Below are 17,141 nucleotides of genomic sequence, written 5' to 3'. Positions count from 1 at the left end.
CGCAGCGCAAGGTCACCCCGTCGATCTTTGAACCCTCTCGCGACGTGGCCCGCGCCATCGCCCAAACCAGGCAATACGCGATCTCCTGCAAGCTCAGAAAGAAGGTCGAGATGCTGTTCGCCCACCTCAAACGCATCCTCGGTTTGGGACGGCTCCGATTGCGCGGCCCATGCGGCGCACGCGACGAATTCCACCTCGCAGCCACCGCCCAGAACCTCAGGAAGCTCGCAAAGCTCCTCCCACCCCCCCAAAACGCCCGCCTGGCATGACTGGCGCACGGCACGCCCTTTCGACAGACAACATCACAGCCGCCGAAGAACAGACTTTTTCAACGGAATACGGGACAAAGCTGCCGTTCGTTTCATTATCCTGACGGTCCGCTTTCAGGCGCTTTGCTTCGTCAGCCGTCTCTGGAGATAGTCGGAAAACTTCCCGGCATAACGTCGCTGGAGTTCAGGCATCTTCCAGTCCCGTCCGCTCACCTGACCCCGGCAGCAAGGCGCGCCGCAGGCGCATTCCATTTCCCAGTCATCGTCATCGCCAGTCGCGTAGTCAAAGGTAAGCTCTTCGCCGGGATCGATATCGCGCATGGCACGAAACGTAATTTGCCCGACGATCTGCACGTTGGGGTCGCATGAGTGATTGAGACACATCATCGACGCTTCCCGCTCCTCCTGCGTCACAGGGCCGATGAACAAATGATCGTCGATCTGGATTTCCGCAGGGCCAAGCGTCTTGGCGAGCGCGTCCCTCTTCTTCCGGTCAAAGACGTGACCGCCTTTCACGACGACGGTTTCGCCCGCCTGTATAGATGCGACGCAGAATAGGCCCCGCCCTTCAATTTCACTTCCGCGTTTTTCGACCTTATCCGAAAACCAAGTTGTCAAAACCGACCCCCTTTCACATCGTGCAGCCGCCCCTATCGCTATTTTGCTACAGCCGCGTGACAGGGAACTCCTGGTAGGGCCGGGCAACACGTATTTTCACAAGTAGAGGTCTAAGCTGCGTGCAGCATCCGTCACTCTGGGCGCGAAGCGCTCCTCGGCGCCGAGCCTAGCGCGATACGTCCGGCAACACACTCGAGGGAGCGGGGCCGCGGGTCACCGCCGCCCCTCCCGCAACCAGCCGGCCAGGATCAGGGCCGAGGCCAGCAGCAGCACCAGCCAGGCCGGCAGCAGCGGCGTCTGGCGCACGTCGCGGGTCTCGTAGGCGCCGCGCGGGGCCAGGCCGATCCAGCCGCGCCCCGCGGCGGGTCGGCCCTCGCGCACGTCGCGCAGCCGCGGGATGCCGTCCTCAAGCCGCAGGATGCCGCCGCGCGTGGCGTCGATCGCCGCTTCCATCACCGCACCGGTGGCGATGGTCTGTTCGAATTCCTTCGGCGCCGCCGGCCCCAGCCCGATCACTGCGCGCTGCTCGCCTTCGGCGAGGCGATAGAGCCCGATCTGAGGCCCGCGATAGGTGGCCTCGTAGCGGCCCGGCGAGACCTCGCGCAGGGTTACCGTCTCGTCGCTGCCATCGGGGCGGGTCACCGTCACCGGTCCCACCGCGTCGCCCAGGGTGCGGCGGATGATGCGCATGGTCTGCCCGGTGGCCTCGGCGGTCAGCACCTCCTCCTCCAGCTCGGGTTCCTTCATCATCCAATGGGCCAGCCGCCGTAGCAATTCCAGTTGTGGCCCGCCGCCCTCGTACCCCCGGGTCCAGAGCCAAGCGTGATCCGAGGCCAGAAGCGCCACCCGCCCCTCGCCCACCCGGTTGAGGATCAGGAGTGGCTTGCCCTCGTATCCGGTCATCACCACCTCGCCCGAGGTCTGCTCGACCTCGATCTGCCTGAGCCAGGACCCCCAGGTGGCACCATCCCCCAGATCGGCGGTGACCGGGTGGCGCTTGCCCAGATCGCTGACGGTGGGGCGATAGCGCTCCTCGATCACCCGGGCGCTGGGGCGGGCCGGCAGCACCGGCGCCAGCGGCGAGCGATAAATGCTTGCGGCATTGGCGAAGTCCGGGCCGGCGGCGACCAGCACGGCGCCACCGCCACGGACGTATTCGGCGACATTGTCGAGATAGAGCGCCGGAAGGATGCCGCGCCGCTTGTAGCGGTCGAAGATGATCAGATCGAAATCGTGGATCTTCTCCATGAACAGCTCCCGCGTGGGAAAGGCGATCAGTGACAATTCTTCCACCGGCACGCCGTCCTGTTTCTCCGGCGGGCGCAGGATGGTGAAATGCACCAGATCGACCGAGCTGTCGGATTTCAGCAGGTTGCGCCAGGTGCGCCCGCCGGCATGCGGCTCGCCCGAGACCAGCAGCACGCGCAGCCGGTCGCGCACCCCGTTCATCTGGATCAGCGCAGAGTTGTTGCGGTCGGTCAGCTCGCCCTCTGCCGCGGGGACGGAAAAGCGGATCACGTTGCGGCCGCCATGCGGCAGGGTCAGCGGCAGGTCGATGTCGCGGCCGATCGGCACCTGGAACCGCTCCGGCGCGCTGCCGTCAACCGAGATATCCAGCGGTGCCATGCGGGCGCCCTTCGGGGCGGCGCCGCTATCCTCAATCCGCAGGGTCAGAGTGACGGATTCGCCGATGATGGCGAAGGCGGGGGCGTTGCGGACGATCAGCCGGCGGTCCCAGTCGGTCTTGTGGCCGCTCAGCAGCAGGTGCAGCGGCGCTGGCAGATCGGGCGTGCGGTCGATATCGTGGATGCGTCCGTCCGACAGCGCGATGATCCCGGCGACGCGGGCGCGGGGTTCTTCGGCCAGCGCGGTGGCAAGTGCGGTCATCAATTGGGTGCCGTCATCGCCGGTGCCGTCCGGCACGCGGATGCGGCGCAGTTCGGTGTTCTGTCGCCCGGCGATCTCGCGCGCCAGCGCATCGGCGGCGGCCCTGGTCTGTGCTGCGCGGTCCGACAGGCCCTGGCTGGCGCTGTCGTCTTCAAGCAGCAGGACGATATCGCTGAGGGGCGTTCGGTCCTCCTGCTGATAGGAGGGGCCGGAAAGCGCCGCTAGAACCACGGCCCCCGCCAGCAGACGCAATCCCCAGCCCGACAGCCCGCGCCAGAGCGCCAGCGCCACCGCCAGCGCAGTCAGCCCCGCCAGCGCGGCGAGCGCGGGCCAGGGCAGCAGCGGATCGAAGACGATTGAACCGGTCATTGTCCCAGCCTGTCGAGAAGGGCGGGGACATGGACCTGATCGGACTTATAGTTCCCGGTCAGCACATACATCACCAGATTGACGCCAAAGCGCAGCGACAATTCGCGCTGCCGTTCGCCCATCATGCCGCGCCCGACCGGCAACAGCGGGTTGCCGTTGCGATCCACCGCCCAGGCGCCGGCCCAGTCGTTACCGCCGATCACTACCGGCGTCACCCCGTCGTTGAGATTGCGGAAGGGCATGCCTTCGATCTGCTCGGCATCGGGCGGCGCGGCCTCGACCCAGACCGGGGCATTGGCGCTGCGGCCGGGGAAGTCCTGCAGCAGGTAGAAGGTGCGCGTCAGCACGTGGTCGCGCGGAACCGGCTCCAACGGCGGGATGTTCAGCGGCGCGGCGAGCTCTTGCAATTTTCTCCCGTTGGGGCTGGCGGCACCGAAACTTGCGACATCGGCGTCGCGGGTGTCGAACAGGATCATCCCGCCCGCGCGCAGATAGGCGTTCAGCCGTGCATAGGCGGCGTCCGAGGGGTGCGGCTGGTTCGGGGTGACTGGCCAGTAGAGCAGCGGGAAGAACGCCAGTTCGTCCTGTTCCAGATCAATGCCGACGGGTTCCGCCGGTTCGATCGAGGTGCGGAAGAACAGCGTATCCGATAACCCCTTGAGCCCGGCCTCGGCGATATCGTCCAGCTTGGCGTCGCCGGTCAGCACATGCGCGAGGGTCAGTTCGCTGGCGGCGCTGATGGCAAAGTCGGTCTCGGCCTCAGTCGGTTGCGGGCGCGGCTCCTGCGCTTGCAGCCCCCCCTGCGGCAGGGTGGTCAGCAGGGCCAAGGCGACCACGGCGATCCGCCCCCGCTGCGGCAGCAGCCGGCCACCAAGCGCGAGAGAGGCGATCACGTCGAGTGCCAGCAGGATCAGCGCCAAGGCCAGCAGCGGGCCGCCGATCGGGCGTTCGGGGGTCTCTGCCATGGTCTCGACCGGCACGTCGGCGGGCCAGTCGGCGGGGATCAACACATCATCGGTCCCCAGCACATTGCGCGCCAGCCGCCGCTTGCCGCTGTCATAGAGACCGGGGCGCAGATCGGGGCCGAGCGGCGCGGCCGCCAGGGCGGGACCATCGACGCCGGGCAGGGTGCCCGCGTCCGACAGCGTGCCGAAGCCGTCCATCACCTGCACCGGTCGCCAGGTGGTGCCCTCCAGCTCCTCGGCCGAGGGTGGTTTGGCGGCGGAAGAGATGGCGAGCCGTTCCAGCATCTGCACGAAAAGCCCCGACAGCGGCAGAGAGGACCATTCGGCATTCGCCGTCACGTGAAACAATACGACCTGCCCCTGTCCCAGGTCCTTGCGGGTGACCAGCGGCGTGCCATCGGTCAGCGCCGCGATCACCCGGTCGGCCAGCGTCGGGTCAGGTTGCGCCATGACCTGCGCGGTGACTGAGACATCCGCCGGGATCGGCAGGCCGGCAAAGGGGGAATCGGGAGGGAAGGGGGCCAGCGTCTTGGGGGCGCCCCAGCTCATTGCGCCGCCGACGGTGCGGCCGCCGCTGCGCAGGCGCACCGGCATCAGCGGGTCTTCCTCGGCACGGGACACATCGCTGGCGGCCAGGCGGGGGCCGGCGAAGCGCAGCAGCAGGCCGCCCTTTTCCACCCAATCGGTCAGCGCGGCCTGTTCCGCCGGCGCCAGGGTGGCGACATCGGCCAGCACGATCACGTCGGGATTTGCCGGCAGCAGCTCCATCAGCCCGCCATGCAGCAGATCGGCCGAGGGTTTCAGGGCCTGCTGCAGGTAATGCAGCGGCGCCAGCAGCTCCAGCCCCTCGCGATTCTCACGGCCCGCGATCAGCGCCACTTCGCGCCGGCGCAGGCGGTCGTCGGTCAGCGTCGTGGCCCCGGCAGAGCGTTGACCCTGTACCTCGAACCGGGTGACCCGGGCGCGCAGTTCCGCCGGCAGCGACAGCGCCAGATCGGCACTCAGCACGCCATCCTCGAAACGCGCCGGCGTACTGGCCAGAACCCGCGGTGTGCCGGCGGGGTCGAGCCCCTGGGCCAGTACCGATACCTCGCGCGCCGCGCCGGGACGAGATCGGTGAAGCGTCAGGTGAATCGCCCCGTCCTGAAAGCTGGCCGGGCCGATGCCGATCACCGGCTGGCCGGTTTCATAGACCGTGAGCGCGCCTTTCGCCTGCAGCGCTGCGATCAATGCTGTGCGCCCGGGATAGGCGAGTCCGTCGCCAAGCCAGCGAGTATCGAAGTTTTCGGTGGCGGCCTGAACCTCGGCGCTGGCCTGCGCCAGTTGCGCCTCGGTCGGCAACCAGGCGGCGGGCTTCAGCCCGGGCAGGCGGCTGCGCCAGGCATCGGCAGATTGGAATTGCAGCGGCTCGGGAGCGGTCAGGGCCAGAATCGCCACCGGCCGTTCAGCGCGGCCCGCTTCGGCCAATTGGGCCTCGAGATGGGCGATCCGATCGGCCCAGCGGGGGGCGCCGGCCCAGTCGGCGTCAAGTACGAAGAGGAGCGGCCCGCGCCCGGGCGCCTGTTGCTGCGGGTTCAGCACCGGACCGGCCAGGCCCAGGATGATCGCGGCCAGCGCCAGCATGCGGATCAGCATCAGCCACCAGGGCGTTCGGTCCGAGGTTGCCTCGTCATCCTTCAGACCCAGCAGCAGCGCCACGCCGGGAAACCGCCGCCGTACCGGTGCCGGCGGGATGGCGCGCAGGATCAGCCAGAGGATCGGCAGCGCCGCAAGCCCGATCAACAGCCAAGGCGCGGTAAAGCCGATGCCCAGAACAGTTGTCATCGGCTGCCCCCGTCCAATGCGCGGTAAAGCCACAGCAGCGCCGATTGTGCGCTTTCCCCGGTATGATGGGTGCCGAATTGCCAGCCGGTGACCCGGCAAAGCCGATTCAGCCGGTCGCGCCGTTCCGCCAGCCTATCGAGATAGCGGGCACGCAGATCGCCGGCCTTCAGGGTTTCATGGCGAAGCGTGCCGCCGACGCTTTCAAAGATGGTGCGGCCCTGAAAGGGAAAGTCTTCCTCTGCCGGGTCGAGCAGTTGCAGCAGGACGCCGCGCACGCCACGGTCGGCCGCCTTGGTCAGCGCCAGTTCGACCTCCTGCATCTCGCCCAGGAAGTCAGAGATGAAGACCGCCCGCGCATGCGGGATCATCGCCCGGTGTTCGGGCGGGGTGTAATCGGTGGCGGCGTCTTCGATAAAGGCCTCGGCCAGCCGCAGGATCTGCGTCTGCCCACGCCGGGGTGGCAGGGTGGTGCCGGTCAGCCCCACCCGTTCGCCGCCGCGTACCAACAGGATTGCCAGCGCCAGCCCCAGCAGGCGGGCTCGGTCGGCCTTTTGCGGCAGTGCCTCGGAGGAGGCGAAGCGCATCGAGGCGCCGCGATCGACCCAGAGCATCACCGATTGCGCGATCTGCCATTCGCGTTCGCGCACGAATTGCTGATCGCCCCGGGCCGAGCGGCGGTGGTCGATCATCCGCCGGCTGTCGCCGGGCTGGGCCGGGCGGTATTGCCAGAAATCATCCCCCATCCCGGCGCGCCGGCGACCGTGTTCGCCCAATAGGACAGTACCTGCCAGTTGGTCGGCACGCGCCAGCAAGGGCGGCAGGCTGGCGGCCTCCGCTTCGGCGCGGGCGCGCAGATGGGGGGCGGTGATCACGCCGCGGCCTCGGCCCGGATCAGGCCGGCGGCGGTGTCGTCGATCAGCTCGGCCAGGCTGTCGCCCCGGGCGCGGGCGGCGAAGGTCAGCGCCATCCGGTGGCTCAGCACCGGGCGCGCCATGTTCAGCACATCCTCGACACTGGGGGCGAGGCGGCCTTGCAGCAGAGCCCGGGCGCGGACCGTCATCATCAGCGCCTGCGCCGCGCGCGGGCCGGGGCCCCAGGCGACGGTTTCGGCGACACGGTCCGATACGCCCGGTTCCTCGGGCCGGAAGGCGCGCACCAGATCGAGGATCATCTCGACCACCGACTCGCCCACCGGCATCCGCCGCAGCAGGGTCTGGGCCTCCAGCAGCTCGGCCACGGCAAATACCTCGGTCGCGGCTTCCTCGCTCACCCCGGTGGTGGAAAGTAGGATGTTCCGCTCGGTCTCGCGATCCGGATAGGGCACGTCGATCTGCACCAGAAACCGGTCGAGCTGCGCTTCGGGCAGCGGATAGGTGCCCTCTTGCTCGATCGGGTTCTGCGTTGCCAGCACGTGGAAGGGCGGGCCAAGCGGGCGATCCTGCCCGGCCACGGTCACCACATGTTCCTGCATCGCCTGTAACAGCGCCGACTGGGTGCGCGGGCTGGCGCGGTTGATCTCATCCGCCATCAGCAACTGGCAGAAGATCGGCCCGGGCACGAAGCGGAAGGCGCGGCTGCCGTCGGCGGCGGTGTCCAGAACCTCGGACCCCAGGATATCGGCTGGCATCAGGTCTGGGGTGAACTGGATGCGGTTGCCCTGCAGCCCCATCACGGTGGACAGGGTTTCGACCAGCCGGGTCTTGCCCAGCCCGGGCAGCCCGATCAGCAGCGCGTGACCGCCGCACAGAAGCGCGGTCAGCGTCAGCTCGACCACCCGCTCCTGGCCGATGAAACGGCGGGTGATCGACGCCTTGGCACGGGCCAGCTTGTCTTCGAGCGCCTCAATCTCGGCGACCAGATCGGCGGGGTCAGACATGGGATTCCTTTCGTGGGCCTTTCGTCGGGCTTATATGGTGTTAGTGTAACCTGCGCGAAGAAAATGGCAAAAGCGATGAGCGGACAAAAACCTGTGACACCCTCGGCTGACGGTATCGCCAATGCGGTACGTGCCGCGAAAACGCGCGGGCTTCCGCCTGTGCATCTGTGGAACCCGGATTTCTGCGGCGATCTCGACATGCGGATCGCGCGGGACGGAACGTGGTTCTATCTTGGCACCCCGATCGGGCGGCCGGAATTGGTCAAGCTGTTCTCCTCGATTCTTAAGAAGGAAGATGGAAAGTATTTCCTGGTCACCCCGGTCGAGAAGGTGGGGATCACCGTCGATGACGCGCCCTTCCTGGCGGTGGATTTCGAGGCGGAGGGGGAGGGCTGCGATCAGGTGCTGACCTTCACCACCAAGACCGGCGATGTCTCTGTCGCCGGCCCCGATCATCCGATCCGGGTGGTTCGCGATCCTGAGACTGGCGAGCCGTCGCCCTATGTGCTGGTCCGGACCAATCTTGAGGCGTTGATCGACCGCAAGAGCTTTTATCGCCTGGTCGATCTCGGCCAGCACCACGACGGCTGGTTCGGGGTCTGGTCATCGGGGCAGTTCTTTCCCATCATCCCCTCGGCAGAGCTTGAGGCGGCCTGAACCGGGCGTCGGTATTCTGCCGACCCATACGTTGCCCCGAAGGAAGACCTGATGCCGAAACTTGCCGCCAATATTTCCCACCTCTTCCCCGAGCGGTCGTTTCCGACCCGGTTCCAGGCCGCCAAAGACGCCGGTTTCGAGGGGGTGGAGATTCTGTTTCCCTATGAAATCCCCGCGCAACAGATTCGCGATGCGCTGGACGGCGCCGGGCTGAAACTGGCGCTGATCAATGCGCCGCCCCTCAGCGTGGCGCCCGATCATCCGGCCTTGCCTGGCGGCGAGGAGGGCTTTCGCGCGGCGATGGAGGCCGTGCTGGACTATGCCGCGCCGCTGGCGCCGGATGCGATTCACGTGATGTCGGGCTATACCCAAGGGATCGAGGCAGAGGATGCGCTGGTCGACAACCTGCTCTGGCTGGCTGATCTGGCCCCGGACCAGCTTTTCACCATCGAACCGCTGAACCTGGGCGATCAGCCGGGCTATTTCCTCAGCGATTACGATATCGCCGCCCGGGTGCTGAACCGGGTGGACCGGCCCAATCTGGGGCTGCAATACGACAGCTATCATTCGCAGAAGATCCATGGCGACGCGCTGGCGGTGTGGGAGAAATTCCGCCCGCTGGTCCGCCATGTCCAGCTTGGCGCACCGCCGGAACGCACCGAACCCCGGCTGGATCAGGGGCCAATCTATTTCCCGTCGCTTTTCGCGGCGATTGCCTCCAGCGGCTATGATGGCTGGATCAGCGCCGAATATCGCCCGACCACGGCGAAGACCGAGGATAGCCTGGGCTGGATGTCGGGCTTCGGCGCCTAGATCGAAAGCGCTGCGCCCGGCCTGAGGGGCCGGGCACGAAGGGGGTGGGGATCAGTGGGCTTCGGCCCAGTTCCGGCCCTGACCGGCATCTGCCACCAGTTTGACGTTCAGGTGAACGGCCGGGTCGGCGGCGCCTTCCATCACCTCGCGGGCACGGGCCGTGACGGTATCGACGGCGTTTTCATCGACTTCGAAGATCAGTTCGTCATGCACCTGCAGCAGCATCTTTGCGGGCAGGTCGGCGATTGCGGCGGGCATGCGGATCATCGCCCTGCGGATGATATCGGCCGCGGTGCCCTGGATCGGTGCGTTGATCGCGGCGCGATAGGCAAAGCCGGCGCGCGGCCCCTTGGCATTGATCTCGGGCGTATGGACGCGCCTGCCGAACAGGGTGCGGACAAACCCGTGTTCCTTGGCGAAGGCCTTGGTTTCTTCCATATAGTCCTTGATGCCGGGGAACCGTTCGAAATAGCTGTCGATGAAGCCCTGCGCCTCGGCCCGTGGGATGCGCAGGTTGCGGGCCAGGCCGAAGCCGGAAATCCCGTAGATCACCCCGAAGTTGATCGCCTTGGCTTGCCGCCGAATCTCGGGCGTCATCTGGTCCAGCGGCACGTTGAACATTTCCGATGCGGTGGCGGCGTGAATATCCTGGCCTTCGGCGAAGGCCTGTTTCATCGCCGGCAGATCGGCCATATGCGCCAGGATGCGCAGTTCAATCTGGGAGTAGTCGAGGCTGAGCAGCAGCTTGCCCTCGTCCGCCACGAAGGCCTCGCGGATGCGGCGGCCTTCTTCTGAGCGCACGGGGATGTTCTGCAGGTTCGGATCGGTCGATGCCAGCCGTCCGGTCGCCGCCCCCGATATGATATAAGAGGTATGCACCCGCCCGGTTTCGGGGTTGATGTGGTCCTGCAGCGCGTCGGTATAGGTCGATTTCAGTTTCGACAACTGCCGCCAATCCAGCACCCGGGCCGGCAGATCGTGGCCTTCGGCGGCCAGATCCTCCAGCACATCGGCTCCGGTGGCATAGGCGCCGGTCTTGCCGCGCTTACCGCCCGGCAGCGACATCTTGTCAAACAGGATTTCGCCCAACTGTTTGGGCGAGCCGACATTGAAGGTCTCTCCCGCCAACTCGTGAATCTCGGCCTCGAGCCCTGCCATCTTCTGGGCGAAGGCGTTGGACATCCGGCTCAGCACCTCGCGGTCGACCTTGACGCCGGCCATTTCCATCTCGGCCAGGACCGGGACCATCGGGCGCTCCAGCGTTTCGTAGACCGTGGTCACCTTTTCACGGTGAAGCTGCGGCTTGAAGGTCTCCCACAGGCGCCAGGTGATATCGGCATCCTCGGCAGCATAGGCGGAGGCCTCTTCGATCGGGACGAAATCGAAGGTGATCGCTGATTTGCCCGATCCCAGCAGCGGTTTGATCGGGATCGGTTCATGCCCCAGATAGCGTTCGCTCAGCGTATCCATGCCATGGCCGTGCAGGCCTGCGTGCAGCGCATAGGACAGTAGCATGGTGTCGTCGATCGGCGCCACCTTCACCCCGTAGCGGGCGAAAATCTTGGCGTCGTATTTCATGTTCTGCCCGATCTTGAGGATGGCGTCATCCTCGAGCACCGGCTTCAGGCAGGCCAGTGCATCGTCGAGCGGGATTTGCCCCTCGACCAGCGTCGCGCCGCCGAACAGGTCGTCGCTCGCCCCTGTCTTGTGGGTCAGCGGGATATAGCAGGCCTTGCCCGCCGCGGTGGAGAGCGAGATCCCCACCAGGTCGACGGTCATTTCGTCCAGTCCGGTGGTTTCTGTATCCACCGCCACCACGCCCCGGTCGCGGATCGCGGCGACCCATTTCTCCAGCGTCTCAAGGTCACGGACACACTCATATGCTGACGCGTCGAAGGGCACGGCCTCCGGCGCCGGATCATCGCCCGCCGCCTGCACCGGGGTATCGGCGATCACCGGCGCCTCCGCCCCCAGTTTGTCGGCGATGCGCTTCGACAGGGTGCGGAATTCCATCTCTGCCAGGAAGGGCAGAAGGACATCGGGATCGGGCTCTTTCACTTCCAGATCGTCCAGGGTGAAATCCAGCGGCGTATTGGTGTCGAGTTGCACCAGCTTCTTGCTGAGTTCGATCTGGTCGCGTTTTTCGATCAGGGTCTGGCGGCGCTTGGGCTGCTTGATCTCTTCAGCGCGATCCAGCAGGGTTTCCAGATCGCCGAATTCATTGATCAGCAAGGCGGCGGTCTTGATGCCGATGCCGGGCGCCCCCGGCACGTTGTCGACCGAATCGCCGGCTAGAGCCTGAACATCGACCACCCGTTCCGGGCCGACGCCGAATTTCTCGCGCACGCCGTCGACGTCAATGCGGCGGTTTTTCATCGCGTCGAGCATCTCGACCCCGCCGCCGACAAGCTGCATCAGATCCTTGTCCGAACTGATGATGGTCACCCGCCCGCCCAGCTCGCGCGCCTGCACCGAAAGCGTGGCGATGATATCGTCGGCCTCATAGCCCTCGAGTTCCTTGCAGGCGATGTTGAAGGCCTCGGTCGCGCGGCGGGTCAGCGGCATCTGCGGGCGCAGCGCCTCTGGCATCTCTTCGCGGTTGGCCTTGTAGAGGTCATACATATCGTTGCGGAAGGTATGGCTTCCCTTGTCGAAGATCACCGCCACATGGGTCGGCGCATCGGGGCCGCTGGCGTCCTCGACGTATTTCTGCAGCATGTTGCAGAAGCCGGAGACCGCCCCGATCGGCAGCCCGTCGGACTTGCGGGTCAGGGGCGGCAGTGCGTGAAAGGCACGGAAGATGAAGGCAGAGCCGTCGATCAGGTGCAGGTGGCAGCCTTTTCCGAATGTCATGGCCTCGTCTCCGCTAGCTGGTGATGCCCGCCCGTAATGCCATGCGTGCGGGGCGGGGGCCAGTGGGGAATGGGGGGGGCTTGTCCGTCGCTTCAGCGCTGCAGGCCAGGCACCAGCGCGATTGCCCCGGTCCAGAACAGATAGGCCATCGTCGCCATGGCGGCGACATTGAACAGGGCGACCAGAACGCCGACCCATCGCCAACCGCCGACCTGTGGCGTGCGCCAGGCAGTTCGGACAATGGCCGTCCATAGGGCGGCATGAAACAGAGTCAGAAAGGTGATCCAGCCGCCCATCAGGATACGAAACTGTCCGGGGGAGAGGACCCAATGCGCGACAAGGAACAGAGCGAAGCCGAAGGGGACAAAGACCAGCACGGTCCCGAAACCGCCGATCCAGAACGTGTCACCCAGCGACAGCCGCGCCGCCAGAAGGTCCAAGAACCAGCGCGGCGTGAAATAGCGTTGCCGCTCGGCAACGATGGTGGCTGTGTCGATTTCGGATGTCACAGGGCGGGTCCTTGGCGGGTTGGGAGGCGAGACTGTCGCGCGCTCTCTCTATAGTTGAAAGCGCCGTGTCTGCAAAGAACCTGGGCCGCCGCACGACTTTATCCGAGGAGGAAATGGTTAGGGGCTTACCCGCCCAAAGACGACAGTCCGACCGATGCCCGACCGAACAGCCAGGCACCAAGACCTGGCCGGCGGGAATCGAGTATCTGGATCATATGAAGAGAAGCAGCAGCGGCGCGGCGCGTCTCCCGGTCCCCCGGCTCAGACCTTCCCCTCGAAATCCTTGTGGATGTATTTGCAGTCGCAATAGGGGCATTCGATCCAGCCCTGATCCTCGGGGATTTGCAGCCAGACGCGCGGATGGCCCAGCGGGCCCTCACCGCCGTCGCAGGCGACGCGGTAGCTATTGACGATCTTGGTTTCAGGCGCCTCGATGGTCATGGCGTTCTGGTCCTTCCTGATGCCTTGGCGATATGGAACGTCTGCGTTTATGGTCCAACCCCCCGCCGGGGGCAAGGGGCCGCGATGCTGTCGCTCTGCGTGCCCTTGAGGGCGGGCCGCGTCGGTGTCATAGGAATGTCGCAGCCACGGTTTCAGGGCGGCGGAGAGAGGCCCGCCATCGCTAGGTTCGGGGGCTGCCCGCGGGGGGATATTTCTCAGGCATTCGGGTGCGGTCCGGCTTGCCTGTTCCGTCAAACCCAACCAGTCTTGCGCAACGGCGCGGCGGGGTCGCGCAAATCTATCAGGAGTCTGTTCATGATCTTCGCGGCGAACGCGGTCGAGCTTTTGGCGTTTCTCTTCATCGCTCTGATGGGGCTGCTGTTTCTTGTCGCCGTGGGGCTTTTCCTCGCCGACCGGTTGCAGACCGGAGATGCGATTCGGCGCAATTATCCGGTGCTGGGGCGGTTTCGCTATCTGTTCACCACCTTGGGGGAATTCTTCCGCCAGTACTTCTTTGCCATGGATCGGGAGGAGATGCCGTTCAACCGGGCCCAGCGGGACTGGGTGTCGCGCGCCTCGACCGGGGAAAGCAACACGGTTGCCTTCGGGTCGACCCGCAGCCTGTCGGTGCCGGGCACTGCGATCTTCGTGAATGCGCCGTTTCCGCCGCTGAACGATCAATATGCCAAGACCGAACCGATGTTGATCGGGCCGACGGCGCGGCAGCCCTATCTGGCGCCCTCCTTCTTCAATATCTCGGGGATGAGCTATGGCGCGATCTCGAAGCCCGCGGTCGAGGCGCTGAGCCGTGGCGCCAAGGAGGCCAACGTCTGGCTGAATACCGGTGAAGGCGCACTGAGCCCGATGCATCTGGAGGGCGGGTGCGATATCGTCTTTCAGATCGGCACCGCGAAATACGGGGTGCGGGACGAGAATGGTTTGCTTGACGACGACAAGCTGCGCGCGCTGGCGGCGCATGAGACCATCCGGATGTTCGAGATCAAGATCGCCCAGGGGGCCAAGCCGGGTAAGGGCGGCATTTTGCCCGGAGCCAAGATCACGCCCGAGATCGCCAGGATCCGCCACATTCCCATGGGCCAGGACAGCCTGTCGCCGAACCGGCATCCCGAAGTGCATAATTACGACGAACTGCTGGATATGATCGCCCATGTGCGAGAGGTCACCGGCAAGCCGGTGGGGATCAAGACGGTGGTCGGCTCGGAAGAGGCTTTCCGGGCCTTTTTCGACGTGATGGTCGCCCGTGGGGCCGATAGCGCGCCCGACTTCATCACCCTGGATGGGGGCGAGGGCGGCACCGGGGCGGCGCCGATGCCGCTGATCGACCTGGTCGGCATGTCGGTGCGCGAGGCGCTGCCGCTGGTCGCCAACATCCGCGATGAGCACGGGCTGAAGGATCGGGTGCGGCTGATCGCCAGCGGTAAGCTGATCAACCCCGGTGACGTGGCCTGGGCGCTGGCGGCGGGTGCCGATTTCGTCACCTCGGCGCGGGGGTTCATGTTTGCGCTTGGCTGTATCCAGGCGCTCAAGTGCAACAAGAACACCTGCCCCACCGGGATCACCACCCATGATCCGCATCTGCAGAAGGGGCTGGTGGTCGAGCGCAAGTATATCCGTGTCGCCCGCTATGCCCGCGGGCTGATCGACGAGGTCGAGACCATCGCCCATTCGGTTGGCGTCGCCGAGCCGCGGCAGATGCGCCGGCGCCATGTGCGCATCGTGCAGGCCGACGGGTCGAGCATTCCGATGAACGAGATCCTGCCAAGTTACAGCCCCGTCGCCGAAACGTGAGAAGGCTTGCTTTGGTGAATGCGCCCGGGTGGCATACCTTGTCGGGGACTGATCTAGAGAGAGGCTGATCATGGCTCGACGCTGGACCAACAACCTGACACCCGCCGACGCAACGCCCCGGGCGCTGTTTCTCAACCGCCGGCAGTTGATTGCCGGGGCTGCCGCCGGGGCGGGGCTGGTGGCGGCTAGGCCGGCGCTGGCGTCCGGCGATGATCTCAAGCCCAACAGTTGGGACGAGATCACCAGCTATAACAACTATTATGAGTTCGGCACCGGCAAGAGCGATCCCGCTGCCAATGCTCACCGCCTGACCACCAGCCCCTGGAGCATCAGGATCGACGGGATGGTCGATCGCCCCGGCGATTATGCGCTGCCGGATATCCTGGCAAAGATGGATATCGAGGATCGCATCTATCGTTTCCGCTGTGTAGAGGCCTGGTCGATGGTGATCCCCTGGCAGGGGTTCGAGCTGGCCGATCTGCTCGATCTGGCTGGGGTGCAGGATGGGGCCCGCTATGTGGCTTTCGAAACGGTGCTGCGTCCGAAGGAGATGCCCGGTGTCCGCTATCCGGTGCTCGACTGGCCCTATCGTGAGGGGCTGAGGATTGACGAGGCACTGCATCCGCTGGCGATCATGGCCACCGGTATTTACGGCAAGCCGATGCCCAATCAGAACGGGGCGCCGATCCGGCTGGTGGTGCCGTGGAAATATGGCTTCAAGTCGATCAAGTCGGTGGTGCGCATCACCCTGACCGACAAGGAGCCATTCGCGAGCTGGAACAAGTACAATCCGCGCGAATATGGCTTCTACAGCAATGTGAACCCGAATGTGGATCACCCGCGCTGGTCGCAGGCGACCGAACGTCGGATCGGCGGCGGTCTGTTCTCTGCCCGTCAGTCGACGCTGATGTTCAACGGCTATGAAGACGAGGTCGCCGTCCTCTACGAGGGGATGGACCTGGCCAAGGATTTCTGAGGTGTCAGGGGAGGTGGTGTTGCGGGATATGCTGAACCGCGCCGCGCGCCGGCTGCCGACCTGGGTGATCTATGTCCTGGGGGCCCTGCCCGGGCCCTGGGCCTTCTATCAGGGGCTGACCGGCGGGCTGGGGGTGGAGCCGATCTCCGCCCTCGAACATGCGCTGGGGCTCTATGCGCTGCAATTCCTGATCGCGGGCCTGGCGATCTCGCCGCTCCGGCGGTTTGCCGGGATCAACCTGATCCGCTTCCGCAGGGCGTTGGGCCTGCTGGCGTTTTATTATGTCACTCTGCATCTGCTGGTCTGGCTGCTGCTCGATGTCCAGGTCCTGGCGCGGGTCTGGGCCGATATCATCAAGCGGCCCTATATAAGTATCGGCATGGTGGCCTTTCTGCTGCTTCTGCCATTGGCGCTGACGTCGAACAGCCTGTCGATCCGGAAACTGGGGCCGCGCTGGCGCAGCTTGCATCGGGCCGTCTATGTCGCCGTGCTTTTGGCCTCGGTGCATTTCGTGATGGTGCGCAAGGGGCTTCAGCTCGAGCCGTTGATCTATCTGGGGCTGGTGGGCGTCCTGTTGCTGCTGCGCCTGGCGCCGCGCCGCAGGGTGCGCGTCGCCTGACCCGGGGCGCTTTCGTCTGTCGGCAAGTGCTGGCGTCTTCTTCTCGACGTTTCTTTGGAGTTCCCGTCCCCGCCGACTCGCCGATGCCGGCGAGTCGGCGGGGACGGAGGGTGGGATTCTGGTGATTTTGTGGTGGGATTCTTGGGTTTTGTGGGTATGTCTGTGGATAAGGCTGTGGGGGATTGTTGGAGGGGCGGGGCGAGTCGTTTTGGGGGAGGGATGAGGGAGTGATCCTGGTGGAGCGGGGGAGTTTTTTGATTTTCTATCCTGTTGAATACAAAGGGATTTTCGATAAAGTTCGGGTTGCGTGACAAAAACTTCAAAAAAGGGGTTGCGGGGTTTGTGTGTTATCCGTAAAAGCCCCTTCACCGGCGGCGCTGAGGCGCTACGGGGCGCCACGGAGGCGGACGGAACGGAAGGCGGCGGAGCTGCTGGAGGGACCCGAAGTCGAGGTGGTGGACGGAAATTCAGAGGAATGATCGGGCGGGCGCGCCGAAAGATAGGGCGCACTGGTCTGGTTTTTGTCTCTACGCTCTTTGAAAACTGGATATCTGAAGAGATATGTGGGCGGTTTGGTCCAATCGATGGATCGGTCTCGCATATCGCGCTGGTAGGGTTTCGGCCCGATGACCAGTGTCAGCTTCACTGTTTGTACG

14 protein-coding genes are annotated in these 17,141 nt (G+C 65.3%); 6 read left to right on the top strand and 8 right to left on the bottom strand.

The window, feature by feature from the left end:
• On the top strand, window positions 1–269 hold a 269-nt coding region (locus G455_RS24930; RefSeq protein WP_035367143.1), incomplete at its 5' end, for a transposase.
• A 114-nt stretch (window positions 270–383) separates the two neighbouring features.
• Here G455_RS24930 and G455_RS0120840 read toward each other — a convergent pair.
• The 5 genes from G455_RS0120840 to G455_RS0120820 form a co-directional block, all read right to left on the bottom strand.
• Window positions 384–887, bottom strand: a complete 504-nt coding sequence (locus tag G455_RS0120840) for an SET domain-containing protein (protein ID WP_028095431.1) — start codon at window positions 885–887, stop codon at window positions 384–386.
• A gap of 213 nt (window positions 888–1,100) precedes the next feature.
• The gene (locus G455_RS0120835) at window positions 1,101–3,143 is read right to left on the bottom strand and encodes a membrane protein (RefSeq protein ID WP_028095430.1); all 2,043 of its coding nucleotides are present in this window, start codon (window positions 3,141–3,143) and stop codon (window positions 1,101–1,103) included.
• Window positions 3,140–5,932, bottom strand: coding sequence for a DUF4159 domain-containing protein (locus tag G455_RS0120830; protein ID WP_028095429.1), 2,793 nt, complete (start codon window positions 5,930–5,932; stop codon window positions 3,140–3,142). Before G455_RS0120830 ends, G455_RS0120835 begins: the two co-directional genes overlap by 4 nt.
• A complete protein-coding gene (locus tag G455_RS0120825) occupies window positions 5,929–6,804 on the bottom strand; it encodes a DUF58 domain-containing protein (RefSeq protein ID WP_189658418.1) in 876 nt (291 codons plus the stop codon). Before G455_RS0120825 ends, G455_RS0120830 begins: the two co-directional genes overlap by 4 nt.
• Complete coding sequence (locus G455_RS0120820) at window positions 6,801–7,808, bottom strand: AAA family ATPase (protein ID WP_028095427.1); 1,008 nt, start codon at window positions 7,806–7,808, stop codon at window positions 6,801–6,803. Before G455_RS0120820 ends, G455_RS0120825 begins: the two co-directional genes overlap by 4 nt.
• A gap of 75 nt (window positions 7,809–7,883) precedes the next feature.
• Here G455_RS0120820 and G455_RS0120815 point away from each other — a divergent pair, with 75 nt between their 5' ends.
• Entirely contained in the window at window positions 7,884–8,465 is a 582-nt protein-coding gene (locus G455_RS0120815) for a DUF1285 domain-containing protein (RefSeq protein ID WP_035367142.1), read from the top strand.
• Between the two features lie 51 nt (window positions 8,466–8,516).
• Window positions 8,517–9,278 (top strand): hydroxypyruvate isomerase family protein, encoded by a 762-nt coding sequence (locus tag G455_RS0120810; RefSeq protein WP_028095425.1) that lies wholly within the window; start codon window positions 8,517–8,519, stop codon window positions 9,276–9,278.
• Between the two features lie 51 nt (window positions 9,279–9,329).
• Here G455_RS0120810 and polA read toward each other — a convergent pair whose 3' ends face one another.
• The 3 genes from polA to G455_RS0120795 form a co-directional block, all read right to left on the bottom strand.
• Complete coding sequence (polA, locus tag G455_RS0120805) at window positions 9,330–12,131, bottom strand: DNA polymerase I (protein ID WP_028095424.1); 2,802 nt, start codon at window positions 12,129–12,131, stop codon at window positions 9,330–9,332.
• A gap of 92 nt (window positions 12,132–12,223) precedes the next feature.
• Complete coding sequence (locus G455_RS0120800) at window positions 12,224–12,640, bottom strand: hypothetical protein (protein WP_028095423.1); 417 nt, start codon at window positions 12,638–12,640, stop codon at window positions 12,224–12,226.
• Window positions 12,641–12,901: 261 nt separating this feature from the next.
• On the bottom strand, window positions 12,902–13,081 hold the full coding sequence (locus G455_RS0120795) for a zinc-finger domain-containing protein (RefSeq protein WP_028095422.1): 180 nt from the start codon (window positions 13,079–13,081) through the stop codon (window positions 12,902–12,904).
• 315 nt (window positions 13,082–13,396) lie between these two features.
• Between G455_RS0120795 and G455_RS0120790 the strand changes: the two genes are divergently transcribed.
• From G455_RS0120790 to msrQ, 3 genes are all read left to right on the top strand, one after another.
• On the top strand, window positions 13,397–14,890 hold the full coding sequence (locus G455_RS0120790) for an FMN-binding glutamate synthase family protein (RefSeq protein WP_028095421.1): 1,494 nt from the start codon (window positions 13,397–13,399) through the stop codon (window positions 14,888–14,890).
• Window positions 14,891–14,960: 70 nt separating this feature from the next.
• Complete coding sequence (gene msrP, locus G455_RS0120785; protein ID WP_028095420.1) at window positions 14,961–15,866, top strand: protein-methionine-sulfoxide reductase catalytic subunit MsrP; 906 nt, start codon at window positions 14,961–14,963, stop codon at window positions 15,864–15,866.
• 28 nt (window positions 15,867–15,894) lie between these two features.
• Entirely contained in the window at window positions 15,895–16,485 is a 591-nt protein-coding gene (gene msrQ, locus G455_RS0120780) for a protein-methionine-sulfoxide reductase heme-binding subunit MsrQ (protein ID WP_035367144.1), read from the top strand.
• The last annotated feature ends 656 nt before the right edge of the window (window positions 16,486–17,141 follow it).

The organism is Pseudodonghicola xiamenensis DSM 18339 (assembly GCF_000429365.1).
Lineage (GTDB): Bacteria > Pseudomonadota > Alphaproteobacteria > Rhodobacterales > Rhodobacteraceae > Pseudodonghicola > Pseudodonghicola xiamenensis.
The sequence above is the reverse complement of the archived record's forward strand: the minus strand, read 5'-3'. Positions and strand labels throughout refer to the sequence as shown.

Excerpts from the sequence above, each read along its gene's own strand:
- G455_RS0120835 (WP_028095430.1), bottom strand. The coding sequence starts at position 3,143 with ATGACCGGTTCAATCGTCTTCGATCCGCTGCTGCCCTGGCCCGCGCTC.
- G455_RS0120815 (WP_035367142.1), top strand. The coding sequence starts at position 7,884 with ATGAGCGGACAAAAACCTGTGACACCCTCGGCTGACGGTATCGCCAAT.
- msrP (WP_028095420.1), top strand. The coding sequence starts at position 14,961 with ATGGCTCGACGCTGGACCAACAACCTGACACCCGCCGACGCAACGCCC.
- G455_RS0120810 (WP_028095425.1), top strand. The coding sequence starts at position 8,517 with ATGCCGAAACTTGCCGCCAATATTTCCCACCTCTTCCCCGAGCGGTCG.
- G455_RS0120790 (WP_028095421.1), top strand. The coding sequence starts at position 13,397 with ATGATCTTCGCGGCGAACGCGGTCGAGCTTTTGGCGTTTCTCTTCATC.
- msrQ (WP_035367144.1), top strand. The coding sequence starts at position 15,895 with ATGCTGAACCGCGCCGCGCGCCGGCTGCCGACCTGGGTGATCTATGTC.
- G455_RS0120795 (WP_028095422.1), bottom strand. The coding sequence starts at position 13,081 with ATGACCATCGAGGCGCCTGAAACCAAGATCGTCAATAGCTACCGCGTC.
- G455_RS0120820 (WP_028095427.1), bottom strand. The coding sequence starts at position 7,808 with ATGTCTGACCCCGCCGATCTGGTCGCCGAGATTGAGGCGCTCGAAGAC.
- polA (WP_028095424.1), bottom strand. The coding sequence starts at position 12,131 with ATGACATTCGGAAAAGGCTGCCACCTGCACCTGATCGACGGCTCTGCC.
- G455_RS0120830 (WP_028095429.1), bottom strand. The coding sequence starts at position 5,932 with ATGACAACTGTTCTGGGCATCGGCTTTACCGCGCCTTGGCTGTTGATC.